The 23,213-nt window shown below is 50.8% G+C and carries 18 protein-coding genes; 6 read left to right on the top strand and 12 right to left on the bottom strand.

Features of this window, described 5'->3' with window-relative positions:
• Positions 1 to 82: 82 nt before the first annotated feature.
• From F566_RS0127015 to F566_RS0127005, 3 genes are all read left to right on the top strand, one after another.
• Positions 83 to 1,759, top strand: a complete 1,677-nt coding sequence (locus F566_RS0127015; protein WP_020410173.1) for a methyl-accepting chemotaxis protein — start codon at positions 83 to 85, stop codon at positions 1,757 to 1,759.
• A 106-nt stretch (positions 1,760 to 1,865) separates the two neighbouring features.
• Positions 1,866 to 2,357, top strand: a complete 492-nt coding sequence (locus tag F566_RS0127010) for an RDD family protein (protein WP_020410172.1) — start codon at positions 1,866 to 1,868, stop codon at positions 2,355 to 2,357.
• Positions 2,358 to 2,649: 292 nt separating this feature from the next.
• Positions 2,650 to 3,351, top strand: coding sequence for a GntR family transcriptional regulator (locus F566_RS0127005; protein ID WP_020410171.1), 702 nt, complete (start codon positions 2,650 to 2,652; stop codon positions 3,349 to 3,351).
• Between the two features lie 56 nt (positions 3,352 to 3,407).
• On the opposite strand, the gene F566_RS0127000 is transcribed toward F566_RS0127005, so the two are convergent.
• The 4 genes from F566_RS0127000 to F566_RS0126985 form a co-directional block, all read right to left on the bottom strand.
• Entirely contained in the window at positions 3,408 to 4,538 is a 1,131-nt protein-coding gene (locus tag F566_RS0127000; RefSeq protein WP_020410170.1) for a mandelate racemase/muconate lactonizing enzyme family protein, read from the bottom strand.
• 3 nt (positions 4,539 to 4,541) lie between these two features.
• Positions 4,542 to 5,663 carry a mandelate racemase/muconate lactonizing enzyme family protein gene (locus F566_RS0126995; protein WP_026180354.1) on the bottom strand — a complete coding sequence of 374 codons (1,122 nt, stop codon included), beginning with the start codon at positions 5,661 to 5,663 and terminating at the stop codon, positions 4,542 to 4,544.
• A gap of 75 nt (positions 5,664 to 5,738) precedes the next feature.
• Positions 5,739 to 7,322 carry a BCCT family transporter gene (locus F566_RS0126990; RefSeq protein WP_020410168.1) on the bottom strand — a complete coding sequence of 528 codons (1,584 nt, stop codon included), beginning with the start codon at positions 7,320 to 7,322 and terminating at the stop codon, positions 5,739 to 5,741.
• A gap of 382 nt (positions 7,323 to 7,704) precedes the next feature.
• The gene (locus F566_RS0126985; RefSeq protein ID WP_020410167.1) at positions 7,705 to 8,784 is read right to left on the bottom strand and encodes a YHYH protein; all 1,080 of its coding nucleotides are present in this window, start codon (positions 8,782 to 8,784) and stop codon (positions 7,705 to 7,707) included.
• Between the two features lie 275 nt (positions 8,785 to 9,059).
• Here F566_RS0126985 and mapR point away from each other — a divergent pair, with 275 nt between their 5' ends.
• A complete protein-coding gene (gene mapR / locus F566_RS0126980) occupies positions 9,060 to 10,472 on the top strand; it encodes a GntR family transcriptional regulator MpaR (RefSeq protein WP_020410166.1) in 1,413 nt (470 codons plus the stop codon).
• Between the two features lie 144 nt (positions 10,473 to 10,616).
• Positions 10,617 to 12,035, top strand: coding sequence for a cytochrome c oxidase accessory protein CcoG (ccoG, locus tag F566_RS0126975; RefSeq protein WP_026180353.1), 1,419 nt, complete (start codon positions 10,617 to 10,619; stop codon positions 12,033 to 12,035).
• A gap of 29 nt (positions 12,036 to 12,064) precedes the next feature.
• On the opposite strand, the gene F566_RS0126970 is transcribed toward ccoG, so the two are convergent.
• Positions 12,065 to 12,634, bottom strand: a complete 570-nt coding sequence (locus F566_RS0126970; protein WP_020410164.1) for a PhnA domain-containing protein — start codon at positions 12,632 to 12,634, stop codon at positions 12,065 to 12,067.
• 328 nt (positions 12,635 to 12,962) lie between these two features.
• Here F566_RS0126970 and F566_RS0126965 point away from each other — a divergent pair, with 328 nt between their 5' ends.
• Positions 12,963 to 15,452: an acylase gene (locus F566_RS0126965; RefSeq protein WP_020410163.1), complete on the top strand. Its 2,490-nt coding sequence runs from the start codon at positions 12,963 to 12,965 to the stop codon at positions 15,450 to 15,452.
• Positions 15,453 to 15,519: 67 nt separating this feature from the next.
• On the opposite strand, the gene F566_RS0126960 is transcribed toward F566_RS0126965, so the two are convergent.
• The 7 genes from F566_RS0126960 to F566_RS37060 all read right to left on the bottom strand — a co-directional run bounded on the left by F566_RS0126960 (position 15,520) and on the right by F566_RS37060 (position 23,155).
• Complete coding sequence (locus tag F566_RS0126960; protein ID WP_020410162.1) at positions 15,520 to 16,311, bottom strand: heme ABC transporter ATP-binding protein; 792 nt, start codon at positions 16,309 to 16,311, stop codon at positions 15,520 to 15,522.
• A complete protein-coding gene (locus F566_RS0126955; RefSeq protein ID WP_020410161.1) occupies positions 16,304 to 17,344 on the bottom strand; it encodes a FecCD family ABC transporter permease in 1,041 nt (346 codons plus the stop codon). Before F566_RS0126955 ends, F566_RS0126960 begins: the two co-directional genes overlap by 8 nt.
• Positions 17,344 to 18,231, bottom strand: a complete 888-nt coding sequence (locus F566_RS0126950; protein WP_020410160.1) for a heme/hemin ABC transporter substrate-binding protein — start codon at positions 18,229 to 18,231, stop codon at positions 17,344 to 17,346. The genes F566_RS0126955 and F566_RS0126950 overlap by 1 nt, the downstream gene beginning before the upstream one ends.
• Positions 18,228 to 19,352, bottom strand: a complete 1,125-nt coding sequence (locus F566_RS34240; protein WP_020410159.1) for a hemin-degrading factor — start codon at positions 19,350 to 19,352, stop codon at positions 18,228 to 18,230. Before F566_RS34240 ends, F566_RS0126950 begins: the two co-directional genes overlap by 4 nt.
• Positions 19,353 to 19,367: 15 nt before the next feature.
• Positions 19,368 to 20,588, bottom strand: a complete 1,221-nt coding sequence (locus F566_RS0126940; protein WP_020410158.1) for an HmuY family protein — start codon at positions 20,586 to 20,588, stop codon at positions 19,368 to 19,370.
• 50 nt (positions 20,589 to 20,638) lie between these two features.
• Entirely contained in the window at positions 20,639 to 22,639 is a 2,001-nt protein-coding gene (locus F566_RS0126935) for a TonB-dependent receptor plug domain-containing protein (RefSeq protein WP_245555316.1), read from the bottom strand.
• Between the two features lie 282 nt (positions 22,640 to 22,921).
• On the bottom strand, positions 22,922 to 23,155 hold the full coding sequence (locus F566_RS37060) for a hypothetical protein (protein ID WP_157497137.1): 234 nt from the start codon (positions 23,153 to 23,155) through the stop codon (positions 22,922 to 22,924).
• Positions 23,156 to 23,213: the final 58 nt, after the last annotated feature.

Here is a 23,213-nt window from a genome sequence, read left to right as displayed (position 1 = left end):
AAAGTGAATAAGAAAATCAGCAATCACCCTTAATTAATAACAAGCCAGTTCTATGAGAGGGCGTTAAGCCTGGGAGCGTAGTATGCATTTAACCATCCGCCAGAAGTTATTACTGCTGGCCATTCTCCCCATTTTGGTCATTTCTGTTGGTTTGACGATCGCCAACGGTGTACAGATGGACTCTTTGTCTTCGGCCACCACCCAAAAGCTTTCAGATTCAGTGCAGGACGCTAAGCGTGGGGAATTGAAAACGGTTCTGCAGCTTGTCTATTCCCAGATCAAGGACAACTATGAAGGGGCGATGGGCAGGTCAAAAATGGGACAACAACTAGCCATTGAGCAGCTTAAAAAAATTACCTATCAGGAAGGGAATCATCTGTTTGCTTACCGTTCTGACGGATCGTTGATATTTAAAGGTTCCGAGCTTGAAGGTCTTGGGCAATCGTTTATAGACGCGAAGGATGCCAACGGCAATCTCTGGGTGCAGAACCTGATCCAGGCGGCCAAGAGTGGTGATGGCTATTCGGAGGCCCGGTTTGCCCTGGAAGATGGTGGTGAATCCCAACGTTTGTATTACAGCATCTGGTTGGAACAATGGGATATGGTGCTGGGGACCAGCGTAGATCTGGATGACATGCATCAGGCAATCGGAGAGCTGGCAGCTTTTTCAGAGCAACAGGTGGCCACGGGATTGGCGTCAACGATAACTCTGGTGGTGGTGATCGGCATTATTGTGATCGGCCTTGGTCTGGTACTGACCCGTTCCATCACCAAGCCCCTGTCGACAATTACCGCCTCCATCGAACAAATTGCTGCAGGAGGGGGCGACCTTACTCAGCGGGTCAAAGTTTCAGGTAAAGATGAGTTAACCCGTCTAGCCAGTCAGTTCAACACCTTTCTGGATTCCCTTCAACAGCTGGTCAGGATGATTGCTGAGACCTCCGGCAATATTACAAACGAAACAACGGAGTCATCGCAACGGGCCGGAAAAGTCAGTCAGGCAATCAGTGGCCAGCGTGAATCCACTGAACTGGTGGCGACAGCCGTGAATGAGTTGACAGCGACGGCAGCCAATGTGTCTGAAAATGCGGAACACGCCGCTGAAGCCAGTCTCGAAGCAACTTCCAAGATTCGTTCAGCTTCTTCAACGCTGGAGCAATCCGCCGATAAGGTAAAACTGTTGGCTGAAAAACTGGATCAGGCGAATGCCCAGATTAATTCCCTGGAAAGCAGTGTTGGGGAAATTGGCGGTATTTTGGATGTCATCAGCGGTATTGCCGAGCAAACCAATCTGTTGGCGTTAAATGCGGCGATTGAAGCGGCACGGGCAGGTGAACAGGGACGGGGATTTGCTGTGGTGGCGGATGAAGTTCGTGGGTTGGCCTCCAGAACGGCAGCCAGCACGGAAGAGATCAAAGAGAAAATTGCCCGTTTGACTCAGGAATCACAGGCCGCTGTTAAGCTGTTCGGCGAAGGAAAGCAGGCCAGTGCGGAAGCCGTTACCCTCAGTCAGGAGGCGAATGCGGTGCTGGTCGCAGTAGTGGAAGCCATCGAGAAAATATCCGAACACAATCAGATGATTGCCACGGCAGCGACCGAGCAGAACAGCGTTGCAGAAGATATTAACCAACAGATCCATACCATTGCGGAAGCGGCTAATGATGCTGCTTCGCTGGCCGAGCAGAACAACGCAACGGCGCAAACGGTTGCGGCTGACAGCCAGAGTCTGCAGGATCAGGTTGGTCAGTTCAGGGTATGACAATGCTCCACCACTGAGGTTGGACGATAGATCTTCATATTTTTGGCTGGTGCGTTATTTTCGTAATAAAATGTCTTCCTTTTTTGAAAAATACTGGAGATATGACATGGAAAATAACGTTTATTCTGCGCCTGAATCTGATTTAGTGGGTGCGTCCGGCGAAGATGAACTGGCCTCAAGATGGAAACGGTTGGGAGCGGCGATAGTCGATGGAATCGTAATGTCGCTGATTACATTACCTGTAATGTACCTGACCGGTGGGTTTGACGGGCTTTCAACAGGACAGGAGCCTTCAATCGCATATAGCCTTGGAATGGGGCTGTTCGGTATTGTGGTGTTTATTGCAATCAACGCAAGATGGTTGGTGAAATACGGCCAGACTGTCGGCAAAAAAGTTGCAGGTATCAAAATAGTTGAATTGAGTGGTGACCTTCCTTCACCCAAGACTCTTCTCGTACGTTACGCGGTATACATTATCCCAGGTCAAGTTCCCCTTGTCGGCCAGCTATTCTCCCTGATCAATATCTTGTTTATCTTTGGTAAACAGAAACGCTGTGTTCATGATTATGCTGCGGGCACTAAAGTGATTCTTGGTTAGCCCCCACAAATGAGGCCTTCCAAGCACTAAACTTTACCACTGACACATATGGAGATTTGTTTAGAAATCTGAAAGCTTTATTTGTCATTTGCGATAGTCGTGGCGCACTTTGCTCAAGCTGCGAAAGTGAAGGGGACTGTTCAACAGGTTTGCTACAGCTATTTGTTTTCCGCAAATCTTTTCATGTTGCATTGCTTAGGAGCTGGGGATGCCCGGGTTTATGCCCACCCGGGCGGCTTTTGGTATTGAGTGCTTCTGATGTACCAATTATTTCGTTATTTTGGTACGATTGTTGGCCAATCTACAATCTTTCGAGTATTCCGATAGCGTGAAAAAGTCCGAACTGATCAGTAAACGCAGCCTTGAGGACCAGGCTGCCGACCTTCTCCGAGAAGCCATTATCAATGGTGAACTTCCTCCCGGTATGCGCTTGGTTGAGATGACTCTGGCCAAAGAGTATGGCTTGTCGCGTGGAACGATCCGTATCGTGCTGCATCAACTCGGTGCTGAAGGGCTGGTAACACAGGTTCCTTATGCCGGATGGTCCGTGGTTGAAATGAATGACCAGGATTTGTGGGAGCTATATACCCTCAGAGCCACTCTTGAGGGGCTGGCTGCACGTCTGGCAGCGGAAAAAATCACGGAAGAGGGCGTGTCGGAATTACAAAGCGCCTATCAGGAACTACTGGAGTTGTGTGAGGGTGACGACCTTCATGCCATCACGCGGGGAGATCTGGCTTTACACAAAACCATCATTGCATTGTCCAATCACAAACGGCTCGCGCAGCAGTATCGTATGGTCGAAAATCAGTTTTTAAGTTACATTGCTGCGGCGAACCGGACATTTGACCCCCACTTGGTCGGCCGTAGCCACGAGGCATTGGTGGCGGCTATCTGTGCTGGCGAAGGGAAACGAGCTGAGAAAGAAGCTATCAAAAACATTACGGGTTTTGAAGAGTTGCAGGGTATGAAAGCAAAGCCGTTATTGGCTTAGCTGAAATCCTGTTATTCTTACCGTGAATTTTTGGAATGCTTTGATGACCGTGGTATTTAATCAATTCGGTACTGCCGCAGAATCTCCTCGTTAATGGAGATCCCTAGACCTGGACCATCCGGGACGGGGATCATACCGTTATGATCGATGTTCGGACCATTTTCGGCTAACTGCCAGCGCAGAGGTGAACTGGATGTTGAGAATTCTGCATACTCGGCTGTGGGTTGAACCGCCAGAAAATGCAGGTTGGCAGCCAGGGTAAGGTCGGTATTCCAGCCATGGGGAATCAGGCGACTGCCAAATTCCTGTGCCATCATGGCAATCTCTTGTAACGCCGTGAAGCCCCCAACCCAGCTTATATCCGGTTGTGCAATGTCTATTTGGGCGTCTCTGAAATAAGGCAGCCATTCATCAGGTGCGGTCAACCCGGTATCTCCAGCTGCAATAGGAATACCGGACTCTTTGATGCGACGGTACTGGTCGAGGTGATCAAGCGGAAACGGAGCTTCCAGCCAACGGATATGGCACTCATGCAGAGTTGGTAAAAGAGGTTTAAGTTGATCGCGATGGGTAAAGCTGGCGACAGCATCCAGCATAAGCTCCATGTCCGGCCCTACAAAATCGCGCGCCTTGAGCAGTAATTCTGTCGCCAACTGTGGCGAATCCCGCCAGAAAGGGTCAATTGCCAGTTTAAGGGCTTTTACCGGGTAGCGCAGAGCATTCTCCAATGCCCGATAAAGTTCATCGGCACTTTTGCCCAGAGGGTACACTGTTGTATATGCAGGTAAGGATTGACGTTTAGGTGTGCCAAGAAGTTCGGAAACCGGTTTGTTTTCCAGTTTGCCGAGAAGATCCCATAAAGCGATATCGATACCACTGATTGCATGCATTACGATACCGCGTCGACCGCAATAGCTCGTGTGGTGATGCATCTTCTTCCACAGCTGCGGAATATTGGTGGGGTCTTCCCCGATCAAAATGGACTTAAGCCCCATTAAAGTATTAATGCGAGGTGGTGCGTCGACAATTGCCTTTATGACAGAAGGCAGGCTATCCACCTCAGCGATACCACAATGGCCTGAGTCAGTATGCAGCCGTATAAGACAGCCGTTATTAGTCGGATCGAGATCCAGTGGTCGTGTGTCAGGTACCCGCAGTTCAATGACTTCGATATTGGTGATTTTCATCGCTCATCCACTGAACTGATATTGCCAGAGAGTGTGCCGTTTTACCTGTTGCCAATCCATTTCGATTCCCAGTCCAGGCGCCATAGGAGCATGCACAACGCCGTTATCGGTACGGATTGGTGTACGGCAATAGGCTTCGTGGCTGTTGTAGGGGACGGGTTGCTCAAAGTACATGGCATTCGGTATGGAAAGCATCAGATGAAGGTTGGCCGCCTGGGTGAGTGTATATCCCCAGGATTGAAGCTCCAATGGAAGGCCATGGGCCTGTGCCAGGGAAGCAATTGTCCGAGCGGCGGTAAATCCTCCAGCGTAGGTGACGTCTGTGCGCAAGGCGTCCCAGGCATTTTGCTCAATGCCAGGTAGCATTTGCCCGGGATCCAGCAGAGTGTTCCCGGCAGGAATGATTGGTACAGTGGTTCCTCGTCGCAGTTCGGCATAGCCTCTGAGGTCAGTGTCAGGAAGCGGCGCCTCAAGCCAGATACAGTTCATTTTCTCCAGGCGTTTTGTAATCGCTTTGGCTTCCCTTTGGCAGTAACGTTCTTCGAGGTCAACCATGAAGGCCAGGTCCATGCCGAACTCTTGCTCGATTGCATCCAGTAATGCGAGGTCTTTTTCCAGGTCACACCACACGTGAAATTTGACAGTGTTAAACCCAGATTTCTGAAGTTCATGCACGAAACTTACATACTCTGCCGGGCTGTCGAGCAAGGGGGTGCTGGCGTAGGACTGGATGTGACTTCGACTGCCACCGAGCAGGCGATATAGTGGAAGGTTTACTGACTTTGCCTTCAGATCCCATAGGGCAATATCGATGACAGACTGAGGCTTGGGCGTCATACTGTTGTAGCGTGTCATCATCTGATGCCAGATTGCATCTGATTGCCAGGCGTTTCGTCCAATCAGTTCTGGTAGCAATGGCTTGATTGCTGCTCCGACAGCTTCGTCAAAACAGTGTTCGGAGTAGGTGGTAATACCCGCCACTCCCTCAAGGCCGCAGCGGGTACTGATTCGCAGGATCGTCAGTGTCTCATATACCTCGCTCATATCGGCAGCTAACCGGTAACGGGTAACATCCGGACCCACGACAAACAGTTCAGCGTTGTCAATCACTAGTTCATTCATCATATAAGCTCGTTGGGAACAGGGGTTAAACAATTGTTCGCCGGAAACCTGGAATGGAGGTCTCCGGCGAACGCGCTTTTATAGGCTGGGCGCTACAGCGGCAGCTGGCTCTGTACTGGCTGCACCTTTCTGGGTAACGGTGGAATGGTAGATCTGCACGCCGTTCTTTTCGTCCTGGCGTAACCAACGCACCAGGGAAATTGCCATGAAGGTCGTGATAAACAACTGAGGCAATGCAAGCGTGATGGCTGCGGTCTGAAGAGCTTTCAAGCCACCGACAAACATCAGGCTCAAAGGCAATGCGGCAAGTGCGAATGCCCAGAACAATCTTTGCCAGCGTGCTGGATGCTCGTCTTCTTTAAGTTCTACCGTGGCAACAGCGGCCATAGTGTAGGCAGCAGAATCAAATTGCGTGGCGAGGAAAATCAGCGCCAGTATGCAAAACAATGGCAGAACGATCGATGACATTGGCAGTGAATTGATGACGGCGATAATCGCTGTTGGGGCGTCCTTCTCATTAAGTAACGTCGTCACGGACAAAAGGTCGTTCAATTCCAGGTGCATGGCATAGTTGCCGAGGGCTCCAAAGTAGGCCCAGCATCCCAGGCTTCCGAAAACCAGCATACCGGTAATGACTTGTCGAATGGTACGGCCTCGGGAAATCTTGGCGACGAATAATCCCATAAAAGGTCCATAGGCGATCCACCACGCCCAGTAAAAAATCGTCCAACCTTCAGGAAAACCTGAGTTGGTGACCGGGTCAGTCCAAAAATTCATGTGGATAAAATTCTGGAACATGAGGCCAATGCTGTTGGTCGTGGTTTTGAGGATAAACAGTGTTGGACCGACTGCGACGATAAAAACCAGTAGAGCAACTGCCAACCAGACGTTTATGTCACTGAGGACCTTGATGCCTTTTTTCAGTCCGGAGTATGCGCTGATAGCAAATATGGCGGTGCACAGAAGCATGACAAAGATGCTTAAGCCAAATGAGTTCTCAATACCGAAGAATTCGCTGAAGCCTGCGGCGACCATTGGCGTTCCCAACCCGAGGCTGGTACCGACACCTCCTAAAAGTCCGAACATGAAGAGGATATCAATCACTTTACCAATAGGGCCGTGAACATGTTTCCCCAACACTCCTTCACAGGCAGCACTGAGTTTCAGTTCCGGTTGCTTTCTTACGTGGTAGAGGTAAGCCAGAGGGATTGCCGGGACGCCGTAAAAGGCCCAGGCTGTTATTCCCCAGTGGAACATGCCATAAGTGGCTGCCCACTCCGCTGCCGTATCAGAATTGGGGGTGATACCCATGGGAGGGGCTTGTAAGTAGTAAGCCCATTCAATGGTACCCCAGTAGAGAATGCCGGATCCGATACCTGCACAAAATAGCATTCCAGCCCAGCTGAAAGCAGAGAATTCCTGCTTATCGTCTGGACTTCCCAGTTTTACCTGCCCGAACCGACTCATTGAGAGCCAAAGCAGTAATCCAACGGCTGCAATGCCGCCCCATAAATAGAGAATGCCGAACTGCGAGGTCATGACGCTAAAGGCGGCATTAATAAAATCATTGGCCTGCTCTTGCATGACCAACAAGGGAACACAGATACCGAGTAACACCACTAACGTGGAGCAGAATGTCGGCCAGTCAGTACGAACACCCATTGTATACACCTCTTTTTGTTTTAGTGGGTAGTGGACTTCCAGTGCTGGTTTGGGTCCTTATGACAGCTGGTAAGAGCGTCAATTAACATTGATCCTATCACTATAAATTGTAGATTGTCCATCAATCTACAATTTATAGTTCAATGATGAAGGGGGTAGATCCTGAACTGTAAGCTGGAAGGATGGCTAACCTATTGAATTTTAAGATTGTGGTTCTGGGATGACGGTGTTACTCGGTCACACGCTAGATTTAGCCGTTTGTGACCCAATTTGAAAAACGTGTCTTGGATGTCGCAAGCCCCCTGACACCTTACCAAGGTTTCAGGGGGCTGATCGGCTTTAGAGCGAAGTTGGTGTCTGTTAGTAAATCACAGGTGAGGGTTTACCAGAGAGGAGGAGGGTGCCCGGGCCGGTGCCCATTCGGGCCGTCTTCTGGTCTCTTGCCCGGTTGATGGCGATGCATTCGTTGTTGTTCTCTTCCGTTAAAGGATGAATCCACTTTCCCCTTGAAGCAGTTGTTAACCCAGGGAAAAGCATTCGTAATGTAATAGCCGTATTGGCCATTCACAGTCATTCCATTGCACTCGTCCAGATCACCCGTGCCCGCAACAAACTCATAATCACCACGAAACTGGCCGTCATAGTTGTTGCTGGCGACAACACCGACGCCCTCTCTAGGGGTTGTGTATCCAGAAACCGGCTGACGGGGGCCTCCGCCGTTTTTGAGTCGATAACTCGATTTTGCTTCGCGAACGTCGCCGGTTGCAGGATCTCTGATACAGCTTCCATAAACAGGAAATCCATCTGCTGCATAGCCGATCACAGGCGATGCACTCTCTGCCTTGCTGCACTCGGTATAAAACATGGCTAGCGGATTTCCGTGGTAGTGATATTTTCCATTAGGTTGAGTGTGTGCATTGTGTGCGTCAGTACCGAAATCATTGATGGGCGACATCGGGTCATATCGCCATGGATGATCGGCATAGCGGTGAGTGCATCCCATTTTTTCCCTTCCCAGAGGCTCCCGGCCAACGTCGTAACATGCCGCTGCGAGCAAATCGACAACGACCCCGTTTAACAAAACGGCTTCTGTTGTTCCCAGGCTTAATGCTGTGGGACGGTGAGCATTTGCTGGATACAGGGGGATTCGAAATGACAGATTTTGCTCACTCACATTCGTGGCGAAGTGTGCACTGTGGTCATTAAAGTCGTGATTGGGGATGTCGTTAGAACGGATATAGCAATATCTGCTATCGGCGGTGATGGTAATGTCACCGGAGAACCCCTTGGCTCGCTTGATGTCCCTGACATTGGAAAAATAGGAACCGACATAATGATCACACTGTGCGATTCGATCGGTCAAAATCACATCGGTGATGTCCCTCTTTACCGAATCAGACATCGACAGAGCGGGAAATGCTCCCGTCAGAATCAGAATACTGCTTGAAACGACTGCTCTCATATCACTCTTCGCATTCTTGTTTGCTAGTGGACCATAAGGATTACTAGTTATTACAGCACAGGAATGAGGAGAAAATGTGGAAGATTAAAAAAGGGCAGTTAGTGAATCTGATCGATGCATCGAGTTTTCCGCGTAATAGTACAGGTTTGCGCCGGGCCATATCGCTTTCCACATGACAGCTATCACATCGGGTGTGGCAATGTGCTTTGCACTTTGGGAAGTTGAGAGGCAAACTTTCCGATTCTATTGGTTTTTGCTTCTGAGTTAAGCTGAGTATGAAACGCTACGAACAACTGGCGCACGATATTGCCGAATCCATCAGGTCGGGTGTACTGGTCGCCGGTCAGCGCATTCCCTCGGTCAGACATGCCAGTAAAACCTATGGCGTCAATGCGTCGACGGTTTTTCAGGCCTATTATCTGCTGGAGAATCGGGGATTGATTCGATCGAAGCCCCGATCTGGTTATTTTGTTTGCAGTCAGCCCCGGCAGTCATTACCGGACCGTGAGCACTCACAAATGGAAGTGACATCGACGGCTGTGGATGTCAGTGAACTGGTGTTCTCTGTTCTGGGGTCGGTTCGAGATCCCTCCATTATTCCCCTGGGATCAGCGTTTCCCAGCCCAAAACTGTTTCCCATGCAAAGGCTTGCGCGCTCCATGGCCAAGGCGACAAGGCTGATGGATATGCGCTCTGTTGTTGCTGACCTCCCGCCGGGCAATCATGATTTACGCCGTCAGATTGCGTTGCGGTATGTTGTCGAAAATGTTCCCGTAAATATGGAGGAGGTTGTCGTCACAAGCGGGGCTATGGAGGCTTTGAACCTGTGTCTGCAGGCTGTGACCAGCCCTGGTGATCTGGTGGCGATTGAGTCCCCCGCGTTCTACGGGAGCCTGCAGGTGTTGGAGCGATTAAAGTTGAAAGCTGTTGAGATACCGGTGGACTCAAGAACCGGTATTGATCTGGAAGTATTGGGAAAGGCACTGGAGCACCACCCTATCAAGGCCTGCTGGTTGATGTCGAACTTTCAGAATCCGGTAGGTGTGACAATGGATGACGCCTCAAAAAAATCATTGGTGGCATTATTGCGAAAGCATCAGGTTCCTCTGATCGAAGACGATGTCTATAACGAACTCTACTTTAGCTCGCATCCTCCTAAGCCAGCAAAATCTTTTGATGAAGAGGGGCTGGTCATGCATTGCTGTTCGTTTTCCAAAAGCCTTGCGCCCGGATACCGGGTTGGTTGGGCGGCTGCCGGCCAGTTCGCCAGACAGATTGAGCGCCTCAAACTGATGACCACCATATCCGCATCAATTCCCGCTCAGGCAGCTATTGCCGACTACCTGGAATATGGTGGATATGACCGGCATCTGAGGAAGCTTCGCCATAATTTGGAAGTTCAGCAAAACCAGATGATCGCTGCCATTAACCGTTACTTCCCTGACGGCACCAGAGTGACTAAACCAGGAGGGGGGTATTTTTTATGGCTGGAGCTTCCCGGCAATGTGGATTCTCTGAAGTTATTCAAGCTGGCACTGGCGCAGGGCATCAGTATCGCGCCGGGTCCGATATTTTCGGCAACACGCGGCTTTCGGCAATATGTTCGACTCAATTATGGTCATCCGTGGGAGCAGGAATTTGAGAAAGCGATGGAAGTGCTCGGGCGAATTGCCACATCGCTCAAGTAGATGATGTCACAAGCCTGTTATTGTAGTGATCGATCGTCGAATGACTAACTGATATGGTTTTTTAAACTGTTTCTGCATCTGTTTGGCTATGGTCGAACTCCTCATAATTCGTGAGGATAGAGTCACAAGAAGCAGTGAAAGCCAATGAGTGAACTAATACCCGTCCGGTGTTTGGAGCCTGAAAGTCCCGCGGCAGATTCCGTCGATCTATACGAATCCAGGACAAAGATACACCCACGAAGCTTTACCGGGTTATACAGGCGTCTTCGGATGCAGGGAGGAGCAGCCCTGTTCCTGCTGTTTTTCGGAACGGCCTGGATTAACTGGGGTGGCCGTCAGGCTGTTCTGTGGGATATTACACATCGTCAGTTTTCGATATTCGGGGCAACATTCTGGCCCCAGGATTTTATGCTGTTGTCTGCCTTACTGATGATCGCCGCCTTTGGTCTCTTCTGCCTGACGGTGTTTGCCGGACGAGTATGGTGTGGCTACAGCTGCCCCCAAAGTGTCTGGACCTGGATCTTCATGTGGGCTGAAAAAGTCACTGAGGGTGACCGTAATCAGCGTATCAAGCTGGACAATAGCCCATTTGGGGCCAATAAAGCCCTCAGAAGAATATACAAACACCTGCTTTGGCTCAGTATCAGTCTGGTGACAGCGATCACTTTTGTCGGGTATTTCACGCCTATTCGCGAATTGTTCATGGGGCTTCTCAACCTGGAGGTCGGAGGATGGGCGGCATTCTGGATATTCTTTTTCACTGCGGCCACCTATATTAACGCCGGTTGGCTGCGGGAGCAGGTCTGCTTTCATATGTGCCCCTATGGGCGCTTCCAGTCGTCAATGCTGGATGCCAACTCTCTGGTGATTACCTATGATGCCGCACGCGGAGAGAATCGAGGTCCCCGTAAAAAGAATGCGGAATATCAATCAGCGGGGTTGGGTGACTGCATCGACTGCAAGATGTGTGTACAAGTGTGTCCCACCGGAATCGATATCCGAGACGGTCTGCAAATGCAATGCATCGGTTGTGCCGCATGCATTGATGCCTGTGACTCGATCATGGACAAGATGGGTTATGCTCCCGGTCTTATCCGCTATACAAGTGATAATGCTCTGAACGGTGGCAATACTCGTATTCTGCGGCCGCGTCTGGTGGGGTATACCGCTGTTCTGATAACGCTGATAGGCATCTTTTCCTGGACGGTGGCGACCAGACCGTTGCTGTCAGTTGACGTGGCCCGCGATCGCACGTTATTTCGCTTTAACCAGGAAAATGAAGTAGAAAACAACTACGTTCTGAGTGTATTGAATAAAAGCCGTGAGAGCCGGACCTATTCCATATCAGTCGTGGGCCTTGAGGGATTGAATATACGTGTGGATGACAAGGTGAATGTGGCTCCGGAGTCGATGCTGTCAGTACCTGTTGCTGTGTCGGTCAGCCCCGAAATGCTGTCGGAGAGAAATTACGATATCGTCTTTCAGGTATATGACCCCGAACATCCGGAAGATCAATCTTTCGTTGAAAGCCGCTTTATCGGACCTTCGGTGCCAGTATGGTAGTCAGAGTTCACTGACTACCATTGCTTTCTTTAACTGGATTTTTTTACGTACTGGGTCAGAATCACAATGCGCGTACCATTGACGCGCCCTTCAATGTGCTCGGGGTTATCGGTCAACGAAATCCCCTTCACAACGGTTCCTCGCTTGGCCACGAAGCTGGTGCCTTTGACATCCAGATCTTTGACGATGGTCACATTGTCACCGGCTTGCAATACGTTGCCGTGACAGTCTTTTTGAATAACCTGATCTTCCGAATCTGACTGCACACCAGCGTCAGCCCAGTCTTTGATGTCGTCTTCCAGGTACAGCATGTCCAGCTGGTCCTGTGCCCAGGGTTCGGCGCTTAGTTTTTTCAGCAGGCGATAAGACATGACCTGAACCGCCGGAAACTCACTCCACATGCAGGTAGTCAGGCAGTGCCAGTGGTTGGTATCCAGCTCTCCGCTGGAAATCTGGTCATGGCAGTTGGAGCAGATCATGATCTCCGCATCCGAGCGATCACCTGAATCAGGCAAACTGTAAACTACCAGTGAGTGGTCGGAACCACAAAGTTCGCATTGGCCGTTGCAGCGTGCCTGCAGCTCAGCTTCAGATGTCATGATTCATCTCTCTCTGTCTAAAAAGGCTGCATTATGTTCTTCATTGGGCGACATGAAAAGACCGAGGTATGAAAGTCGTAATAAATTGGTGCGCTAATTGACAGGGTGCTCGAGTCTGTTGACGTTTCAAATCCTGCCCTCAGGACTGGGCCTCATATGAAATGTCTCCAGACCCTAGACCAACCAAAGTGTTCTTGCTGCCAATAAGCCGGGCAATAGATGAGCATTTCTGATGTTTAGGCCTTATGGTAGTCTTAATTGGCACACACAGGAGCAGTAATGATGTGTCTGTTTGAGGCTGGAAAACACAATTGAAAAGGACGCTCCTATGGAATTCTTTCCTTCCCTGTATCGAAAAATCTCGTTGGTTATGCTTGTCATCGGCTCGTGCGTTTTGGCGGGTTGTTATGAAGACCCGATCGCGTTTGACGAAGACGGCATACTCAAGGCCCGAATTACCCGTACGGAATTCGGTGTGCCACATGTTATGGCAGGCAATCTGGAAAGTCTTTCATTTGGTGTCGGTTATGCTTATGCCGAGGATAACCTCTGCTTGCTGGCTGACCAGATCATCAGGTTTAACAGCCAGAGATCCCGGTATTTTGGCCCGGATCAAAATCCAGGTTCGGGTGACTCCCTGAACTTGATCAATGATTTTTCTTATAAAGCACTGGAGATACGCTCAGAAGCTGAGGCAGGTTTTCCCTCATTGAGCGACGGTGTTCGGGCAATGTTATCTGGATATACCAAGGGATATAACCACTATCTGGAAACAGCGCCCACAAAGCAGCAGGATCCACGTTGTGCTGGTCAGGCCTGGTTGAAACCGATTGATGAGCTGGATCTGCTGACCTACTCACTAGGCGTGGCTTTGTTGCCAGGTGCAGGCCAGTTTACAGCACCGATATTTATAGCGGCGCCACCAGGAGAATCCTTTAGTCCTGAAATGGCCGCAACCGGCCCTGGATCTGTAGAAAGGTTCCAGCTTTCGAAACTGGACCCGGACCAGGTCGGGTTACCCGAAAAGAATCCAATGGCGTTGGGTTCAAACGGTTGGGCGCTGGGTAAGGATAAAACTGAGAATCAGCAGGGGATGTTATTGGCGAACCCGCATTTTCCCCATACAGGTAATCTGCGGTTCTGGCAGTTTCACTCCACTATCCCGGGTTCGATGGATGTGATGGGGGCAAGCCTGACCGGTATGCCGGGTATTATCAATATCGGCTTTACCCATGAGATGGCATGGACTCACACCTTCTCGTTTGCAGAGCATTTTATTGTCTATCGCCTGAGCCTTGATGAGGCTGATCCTTCAGGCATGACTTATACGGTTGATGGGGAAAATAAAACGATAGAGCGTCGATCCTTGACCATTGATGTCGCCGTGGAGCCGGGAACAGTACTACCGTTTACCAAGGATGTATTTTTCAGCGATTTCGGCCCCGTTATTGTTGTTCCCGGCAAGTTGCCCTGGGGATCTGATGCCTCTGGGCAGTTTTCTGCATTCAGTATCAAGGATGCGAACAAGAACAATCTGGATATTCTTGAGCATTGGCTGGCATTAAATCTGGCGCGTGATATGGAGGACTTTCAGCAGGCATTTATAGATTTTGACGGGATGATATTTAATAACACGATGGCGGTGGATCGTAACGGGAATACCTTCTATGTCGATGACTCTGCAGTACCCCATTTATCTGACTATGCAGAAATGGCGCTGACAACAGATCCTACCTTGATTGCGCTGAGAGAGCAGGCCGGATTTACCATTTTACCGGGGCATTCTTCGATATTTGATTTCAACGAATCCGTTCCTTATGAAAAAGTGCCCAAGCTGTCGCGCAACGATTTTGTCCAGAACTCCAACGACAGCTATTGGCTGACGAATCCCAGTGAACCATTGACGGGTTATTCCACACTTTATGGCAAGGTAAACAACCCTCAGACACTGCGTTCACGTATGGGGCAAAAGCTGCTGCAGGATGCTGCCGGTGAAAATCAGCGTTTCTCTCTGCAAGAGCTGGAACAAGAGGCTCTGCTCAGTAATCGCAATTATCTTGGTGAAGCAATATTGGAAGACGTGCTGATCCTGTGTGAAAGCCAGGGTTCGACGCCGGTCATCATTGATAGTGGTGCGGTCAATCTGGTTTCCGGGTGTCAGGCCCTTGCCCAATGGGATGGGCTGATGAACCTCGATAGCCGGGGCGCTCATTTGTTCAGGGAATTTGCCGAGGCCTTTGATCGTCAGCCTCAGTGGCTTAATGAGTTTAATCCTGATGACCCGGTGAATACCCCGAGTGGGTTGAAAGCCGGACAGACAGTGCTGGAACACCTGGCTTCCGCAATGGTCAAAATAGAGGCTGCCGGTTTGCCTCTGGATGCAACTTTGGGGGAAGTTCAGTTTGTAGAACGAAGCCAACTGGACGGCTCACCGACAGGTCATAAACTACCTTGGGCCGGTGCGAATAATATCGAAGGTGGATTTAACGTCTTCAGGGCAAATCTCGAAAATGATGGTACGTTGCTCCCCCGTCACCGCTATCCTCCTTTGGAGGGCTCTCAGATAAGTGCTGTCGGTGAGGGGTATCATATTACGTACGGCTCGAGTTGGATGTTGGCAATGGAATACACTCGGAGGGGACCGAAAGCCAGGGGCCTATTGAGTTTTTCCCAGGCGACCAATCCAGCATCACCCTATTACGTTGATCAGACAGAGCATTACTCAGAGCAAGTGAGTCTGCGGCCCATCTGGTTTGAACATCATGAGATTCAGCAGCATGCGCAAAGCCAAAAATGGGTTCTCAGGGATATCCGATAAACGAGCCGGTAGAGTTCGGTAATATCGGGATACAGACTGACCTTGGCAAAAAGTCTCCAGGGGCATGTCAGCCGACGATTGCCAACGGCTTGTCAGTCTCCGGATGACGCAGGATGTGGCTGTTGACCTCATAGATGTTCTTGAGCAGGGTAGGGTTGATTAATTCCTCTGATCGACCCTCCGCTTCAATGTTGCCGCTTTTCATGACCACCAGACGATCTCCGTAAAGGGCGGCCAATTGCAGATCGTGTATAACACAGCAGATGCCGACATCCTGCAGAGCAAGCTCCCGTAGATAATGCAGAACATGAACTTGATACTTGAGGTCCAGCGCCGAGGTGGGTTCATCAAGGAACAGGAATTGGGAGTGGTCCTGATTTCCGGTCCACAGCTGCACCAGAGCCCGGGCGATGTGCACGCGCTGCTGTTCACCGCCGGAGAGTTCCGGGAACATTCTGTCCGCCAGATGCTCGACCTGCATGTCGACAAGGGCACGGGTTGCCAGTGATCTCTGGTCTTGTAAGGAAACGGAGGTTTTTTCTGTCCTGTTCTGCACCTGCACTCCCATCAGTACGACTTCCAGGGCGGTAAACGGAAAGCTGAGGTGGACAGACTGGGAAACAACGGCACGTCGCAGGCTGAGTTGAGACAATGGAATCAGTTGTATAGGTTGCTTATCCAACAGCACTTCACCCTCATCCGGTTCAGTCTGACCGGTCATTGAGCGTAACAAGGTTGTTTTACCCGCACCGTTGGGGCCCAGCAGCATGACCACTTCGCCTGGGGCCAATGAAAAATCTACATTTTGCAGGAGGTATTGTTGCCCCCGCTTAACCGCGAGTTTATGTGCTTCAATCATGTCTCATCCCTGTGTGAGGTTTCATTAACAACCAGAGGAAAAAGGGGCCACCCACCAGACTGGTAACAATGCCAACCGGTATTTCCGCCGGGATGACCAGAGTCCGTGCCAGGGTATCTGCCAACACCATCAGGCTTGCTCCAAGCAGCGCAGAGGCTGGAATTAAGATATGGTGATCGGCTCGCCAAAGCAGTCTGATCAGGTGAGGGACCACCAACCCGACAAATCCGATAATACCGGATACTGCCACTGATGCCCCTACCAGCAGAGCAGATAATGTCACCACCCTGTTTTTGAGGGTTTCCGTATCGGTGCCCAGAAAGCGTGCTTCCTCCTCTCCCAGGAGCAGGCGGTTTAACGCTTTGGACTGACGCCATAGCAGCCAACCGGCTGGCAGGGTGATTGTGAGCTGCATGAGTACAGCGGGCCACAATGCCCCGCCAAAGCTCCCAAGCATCCAGAAATTCAGAGTACGCATCTGTTGGTCGTCGCTGAGAAATGTCATCAGCCCGACGCCGGCCATCGCCAGGGCATTGATCGCCACACCTGCCAGAATCAGGTGGCCGACACTGGTCATGGAGCCTATTTTTCCGATCTTGAAAATCACCATACAAGTCATCAGCCCACCGATAAAAGCGGAGATACTCAGCGCGTAAAGCCCCATGTAACCCATGCTCCAGGGCAACAGAACAATGGTCATGCTGACTGCCAGGGCGGCCCCACCGGAAATGCCGATCAGACCGGGGTCTGCCAGGGGATTGCGAAATAACCCCTGCAGCGCAGAACCGGCCATGGCCAGTGCGGCTCCTACCAAAGCTGACAATAGTATTCTGGGGAGACGTATATGCCAGACAATAATGCCGTCTTGTACTACTGCCTCCCAATGATTCTGGAGGTTCCAGGGAAGCAGCTGTTGCCAGGAGATTGAATACGCCCCCTGGCCCACGGCGACAACAACGGTGACCAGCAGAAGCAACAGCAGGATGAACCATACCTGGGGTGCGGAAAACCGGGACAGGGTGGTGGACGCCATTAGTTAATCCAGTGTTGATGCAACTGTTCAGCGGCTGATACGGTTCTGGGTCCGAATCCGAGCAGTAACAGGCTGTCCATGGCAACGACACGTTGCTGTCTTCCGGCCGGTGTGAGCGCCAGACCCGGAATTCCGAGCATGGCCTCAACACCCCCCACCTGATCAAGTCCCATCCGGGTTGTCAGGATCAGATCCGGACGTGCCTGGACCACCGCTTCCGGTGTCATCGGTTTATAACCTTCTACTTCCTCCAGTGCATTCCGGGCTCCCGCCAGTTCTATAATTCGATGCGCTGAAGTATTGGATCCCGCGACCATAGGAGCGCCTCCCGTATGCTGGAGTACAAAGAGGATTCGAGAGGAACCTTCCTGATGGTTGATATGTTGTTGCAGGACAGATGCCTGCTTTTTGATATCCTCAACCAGGGAATTGGCCTTGTTCCTGGCGCCCAATATTGCACCGAGTTGCTCAATATTCTGGTAAACATCATCCAGAGATTCAGGCGTGGGAAGCGTGACCCAGCGTATTCCCGTGGACTGAATCTGTTGAACGACGGATAAGGGACCGGCTTCTTCACTGGCGAGAATCAAGTCCGGTTTGAGTGAAAGAATTCCCTCGGAGGACAAGGCCCTTTGATAACCTACTTTGGGAAGACTGGCTGCAGCTTCTGGAAAATAACTCGTAATATCACTGGCTATCAGCACCTCTTCACGACCTAGGGCGTAAATCGTTTCTGTCAGCGCTCCGCCAATCGAGATCACTCTGGAGGCGACTGCTTCATTCACCAATGATGCTTCCTCGTCCGCTGCAAAAGCATTCTGGGAGGTATCCAGGAGAAAGAGGGTTGCCAGCAGGAGGCTTAATCCACGCGACAATGCCAAGATCATGCTGAGTCCTCTTGATTGGGTGACTGTTGATCTGATTGTGCATGGGAGTTGTTTGCGCTCACTGTATCGACGAGTTGCCTCCAGGTTTCCAGTTCTTCCAGTCCGGGTTTTCGTTCTCCAAAGAGGGTTAGTACCAGTTGGCGGTCGGCGTTAAAGCATTCTATGGAAGTGACGATACCGTCACTCGTGGGGCGGCGCACCGCCCAGCAACTGACAATTTCATCCGTATTCAGATGCAGATTGAAATCCGGATCAAGAACATTGAACCAAGGGCCTGTCCTTAAAAGCCGATTAACCTGACCGGTATGAATCTGGACAATGCCATGATTGCCGACGAACACCATGAGGGATTGCTTTTGTTCTGAAGCCAGTGTCAATGCATGTTCGATCGTGTTGACGGGGAGTGGCAGAGCATAATCCTCACCAACCAGTGACAGAGCTTCGAGACGATCGATACCGAGTTTGTTGAGCATAGCGTTGAAATGATGCACATCCTGGAGGGCAGACCAGGGTTCGCGAATCTCTTGCTGACTGACCTGGCCGGTACTCGGATACCCGGGAAGTGCTCTTGTTTCGGGTTCAAATCTGACTGGAGACGGCGCCCGGAATCGCTCAACCCATTGTTTCCAGGCTGCCATATCTGTATGGCTGGTTGCATAGACTTTATGAATCGCCTCACCTTCGCAATCAAAGAACTGAATGCTCTGCCGCCCTTCAATGGGTCTGCCTTCATTGTCTAGCGGGTGCTTTGGACGGTCCATTACAGCAACCGCATAGCGCCAGTGTTTGAGGAAAGTCCGCAGATCAATTTCTCCCAGGCAGAGGCCCATTGCGCCACTGCCTCCAACCTTGAAATCTGTGTACACCCCATGGCGCTCATGGACCACTTGGTCATTGCGGGAGAGGGCCATGACCCGACCCACTGACTCCAGCGCAATCAACATGTCGCCAAACTCTGTCGTCAGTGGCGTGACATCCTGTTCCAGTTCGGTGAGTAACAACGCCAGCTCGGAAACACCCAGTTCCCGCGCGGCATTTCTGATTCTCAGTTTGGGCTGTTCCTCGCGTAAGGCTGCCCAGGCGGATTTCAGGTCTGTTGGTTGTTCCAATACCATATTCATTCTCTTTTCTCCGGCTTACTCTTCAGTCTCTTCAATGGCGACAAAACGGATGTTGGGATGTCCGCTTGCGCCACCCTCTGAGTGGTAGTTGGTGATCTGTAGTTTATATTTGGAAGAGGCCTCATTTGTGGCATCTGTATCGATCACGTAAACCCGGAAGTTGGGCCAGATTTTGTGTTGACCGGAGAGGTTATAGGCGTACCAGCTATTTTCTTCAAAAACCCCGGCGCTGGAATCAATGCTGTAATATCCGCGGATATCATGTCCACCTTGGCCGGTAGGTGAAGTCGCATTGTCGTATTGGGCATCATCGAAGAGTTCTGCATAGGTGTATGGGTCACCAAGAGCGCCACCGTTGCCGTTGCCGGATACGCCACTGTTGGTCCACAGATTCCAGTCACGTCCGTCAATTTCCAGTTTAAGATCCCAACTGGTTTGAGTGGCGCAATCCACCTCGGTATCGGTATCAAAGTCAAAACAGGCACTGCCACCACTGACTGGAACCGAGGCATTGAACGTGGCTGTACCGTTAAATGTGGTGTCGCCGTCGCTCTGGACATCGAAGTCGAAGGTAACATCCAGGTTTCCACCGGGAGTATAAGTCAGGTCTGAAGCATGGAAGCGTGCGTAGCTGTCGCCTGAATTGGATCGCAATAGCCAGGCATTATCTGTGTTAACGCTGATGCCATGGGTGACTCTGTTATAGTTATACCAGCCCATGTCCATGGTCGTTCCGCTCACAGTGCCGGAAGTTGCAATGGCACTGCTCTGGGAATCCGCCTGAAAAGTCAGTGTGCCGGTGTCCACATCTGCCAGCAAATGTTCTTCTTCTGAATCGGTTGTCGCATTCAGGAACACATTGGCATTCGGTTCACCATCGTTATAGAAATCATCTTGTGTGGCTGCCAGTGCCCCACGGACATTTCCAGAGCCGGATGAACCTCCATTCAGTTTGACCGATAGGCGTCTGAAAGCGATATGCCAAGCATCAGAAGTCGCAGCCTGAGCGTCGGTGAGGGCAACTGTCTGACCTGTCTCCAGGTTGTAGTAGGTGTAATTTTCATTGGAGCTGGCGTCAATGACCGCTGATGTGTAGAGATCGCTGTCAGAATGACTCTCTTCGGGTGGCGTTGAATTGCCGCTGGAGCAACCGGTCAGTGTGATAATGCTGGCCAAACTACCTGCTGCCAGGTAGTGAGTAAGTTTGGAGGGAAAACGATGATTGATGTTTTCCATTGTTATCTACCTTCTATTCGTTTTTTTGATTGCGGTTTTTGATACATCTCTCAGCCTTCTATGCGAAGGCCGAGGTAGAAAAAGCGACCCTCTTCAGGCCTCATATCCCTGTCTGCCTGAGAAAAGTCCCTCTGTGTGTCGGTAATATTGTCGATACCACCGAACACGGTGAGTTGGCTATAAATGGGTTGGTTCAACTTGATATCCATAGTGGTCCAGTCAGGAGATTCCAGGGTATTGGCTTCGTCAGTGAACTCTTCGCTCTGGTAGACCGCATTAAGGACAAGTTCCGTTCCCCATTCCTGGTGGCGGTATTTCACGCCTGCTTTGAGTTGGTGTTTCGGACGTTTGATTAGTGCGAGACCCGTTCGCTTGTCTTCACTTTCCATATAGGTGTAGCCCCCATGAACCCGCCAGGTGGGGTTGAAAGGATAGGCCGCACTTAGCTCCACACCACGGGTTTCGGCTTCAGCGACATTGATGTAGCTGTATACTGCGACGCCGTCACCCCGGCTATCTTTTCGTTCCTGACTGAAGGCGGTTTCAATCAGGTCAGTAATGTCGTTGTAGAAAAAGTTGAGGTCGACGTAGGCTCCCTTGCCGTTATTGGCGCCGAAACCCAACTGGAAGCTGTTGGAGGATTCCGGCTCCAGGTCAGGATTTCCCAGTACCACATAACCGATGTGGCTGTGATCGAAGGTGTAGTGTCGTTCCTTAAGGTTGGGGACCCGATACCCCCGACCGACACCGCCGCGTACGAACAGGCCCCACTCGTCCACTTTTGAGATTTCCTGACGCAGGTTGAGTTTGGGGGCTGCGTAGTTGCCGAAGTCACTGTCATGCTGTAATCGTAGTCCCGGCACTATTTCCAGATTTTCGGTGAGAAAAACATCGTCCTGAATAAGCCACTCAAAGCTCTGACGATCAGTACCCGGGGAGACTTCGGCTGTATCCTCTTTGTATTGCTCCAGTGTCTCGCGAAAATATTCCAACCCGCTGGTCAGGTAATGTGCTTCCCATACCTGATGCGACCAATTCAGCGTGGCGCGCTGGGTTTCAATTTCCGCTGATCGCCGATCCTCTTTCTCTGGCGTGGCTATGACATCCTGATAGGTTTCGTCTTCAAACTTTTCGTGGAACAGGCTGCCACTCCATTCACCGCTGGTGCTGTCAATATTGAAACGACTGCCAAGCCGGATTCGATCTGCCTCTTCCTCTTTAAGTTTGAAGATCGCCTTGCCGCCCGTATAGGCGGTGATCTGATTAGTCAGATCTTCCCGGTAGTAATCTGCATAGACCTCGTAACGTTGTTGCTGATCAGGCGTCCACCCGAAGCTTCCTTTCAAGGCGAATCGTTCACCCTCAGCCCCTTGTGTGGTCCAGGTTCCGGGTGTGGCATCAAATCCCTCGCTGGTGCGGGCATCGATATTAAGAGCGCTATACCACTGAGGATTGCCGATACTGATACGGCCGCTGGCGCGACCGGTGGCGATCTCTGCGGATCTTTCGCCAGGATTGTCTTCCCCAAAACTTCCGGCTTCCGCCAGGGCTTCATAATGAACTCCCTGTTCTGCCGGACGGGTAATAATGTTGATCACACCACCCATGGCAGAGCTGCCGTACAGGGCAGAAGTGGCACCTTTCACCACTTCGATGCGTTCTATGTTCAGACTGCTGATCTGGGTCACATCGACGGTTGAACCTGTACTGGCGGCGACGGGTTCACCATCAATAAGAACTTTGACCCGGTTGCTGTCCAGCCCCTGCATCCAGACTTCGTATCCGCTTTTACGGTGAATGCGCTTAAGCAGCAGACCAGGAACATCTTCCAGAGCTTCTTTGACGTCTCTGGCATGATTGGACTGGATGTCCTGACGTGAGACGACTTCTGTTTTCACTGGAGAATCAGACAAGAGTTTTTCTGATCGGGTGCCAGTTACCACCACAGGGTTCATTGCCTGAGGGTCTGTTGTAGGTAGATTATCTGCCATCAGACCTGGGCTGGTCATTGTGGCCAGGGAGAACATCAGCAAGGAGATTTGCTTCTTCACGGGTTCACTCGACGGTTAATTAGCGAAAGAAAGGTTGTTGGCAAATGAGAATCGTTATCATCAAACTAAAATTAAATGATGTCAATAATCATTATCAAATGAGAATGTCTGTTATTAGTCGTCAAAGTGCGTCTGGATCAGCCTCAATGCGCAAGCCAAAGTCTCATGGCCTGCCAGGGAATACAGGAACTACAGGGAGTCAAGCTATGGAGGAAAAAACCAGAGTATGAAAATGGATGTGAGAAGACTGGCAGCAGGAGAGAAGTATGATCAGTGCCCTGGTCAGGAATTTGAAGCGCAGCAAGCCATCGCTCTCCACTGCAACAACATTTTGTGATAGCCACAGACCTCCTGGTAAGGGTCCAGGTTGTCTGGATGGGTCAGTATTGATTCGAGCAATAGGACAATACGCCTTGCGGTAAGGTCGGTGTGCTGGCGAAGGTAGCTGCGCAACTGAAAGCTTAGCTGCATCTTAAGTACCTCTATCGGAGGAGGAGTAACCGAGTTATGAGGCATGAGCATTCCTCTGCGTGAGCGACGATGATTTTCTTGTTGAGAATAATTATCATTAGCG

The sequence above is a fragment of the Hahella ganghwensis DSM 17046 genome, assembly GCF_000376785.1.
GTDB lineage: Bacteria > Pseudomonadota > Gammaproteobacteria > Pseudomonadales > Oleiphilaceae > Hahella > Hahella ganghwensis.
This window is presented reverse-complemented; position numbering and strand designations above follow the sequence as displayed.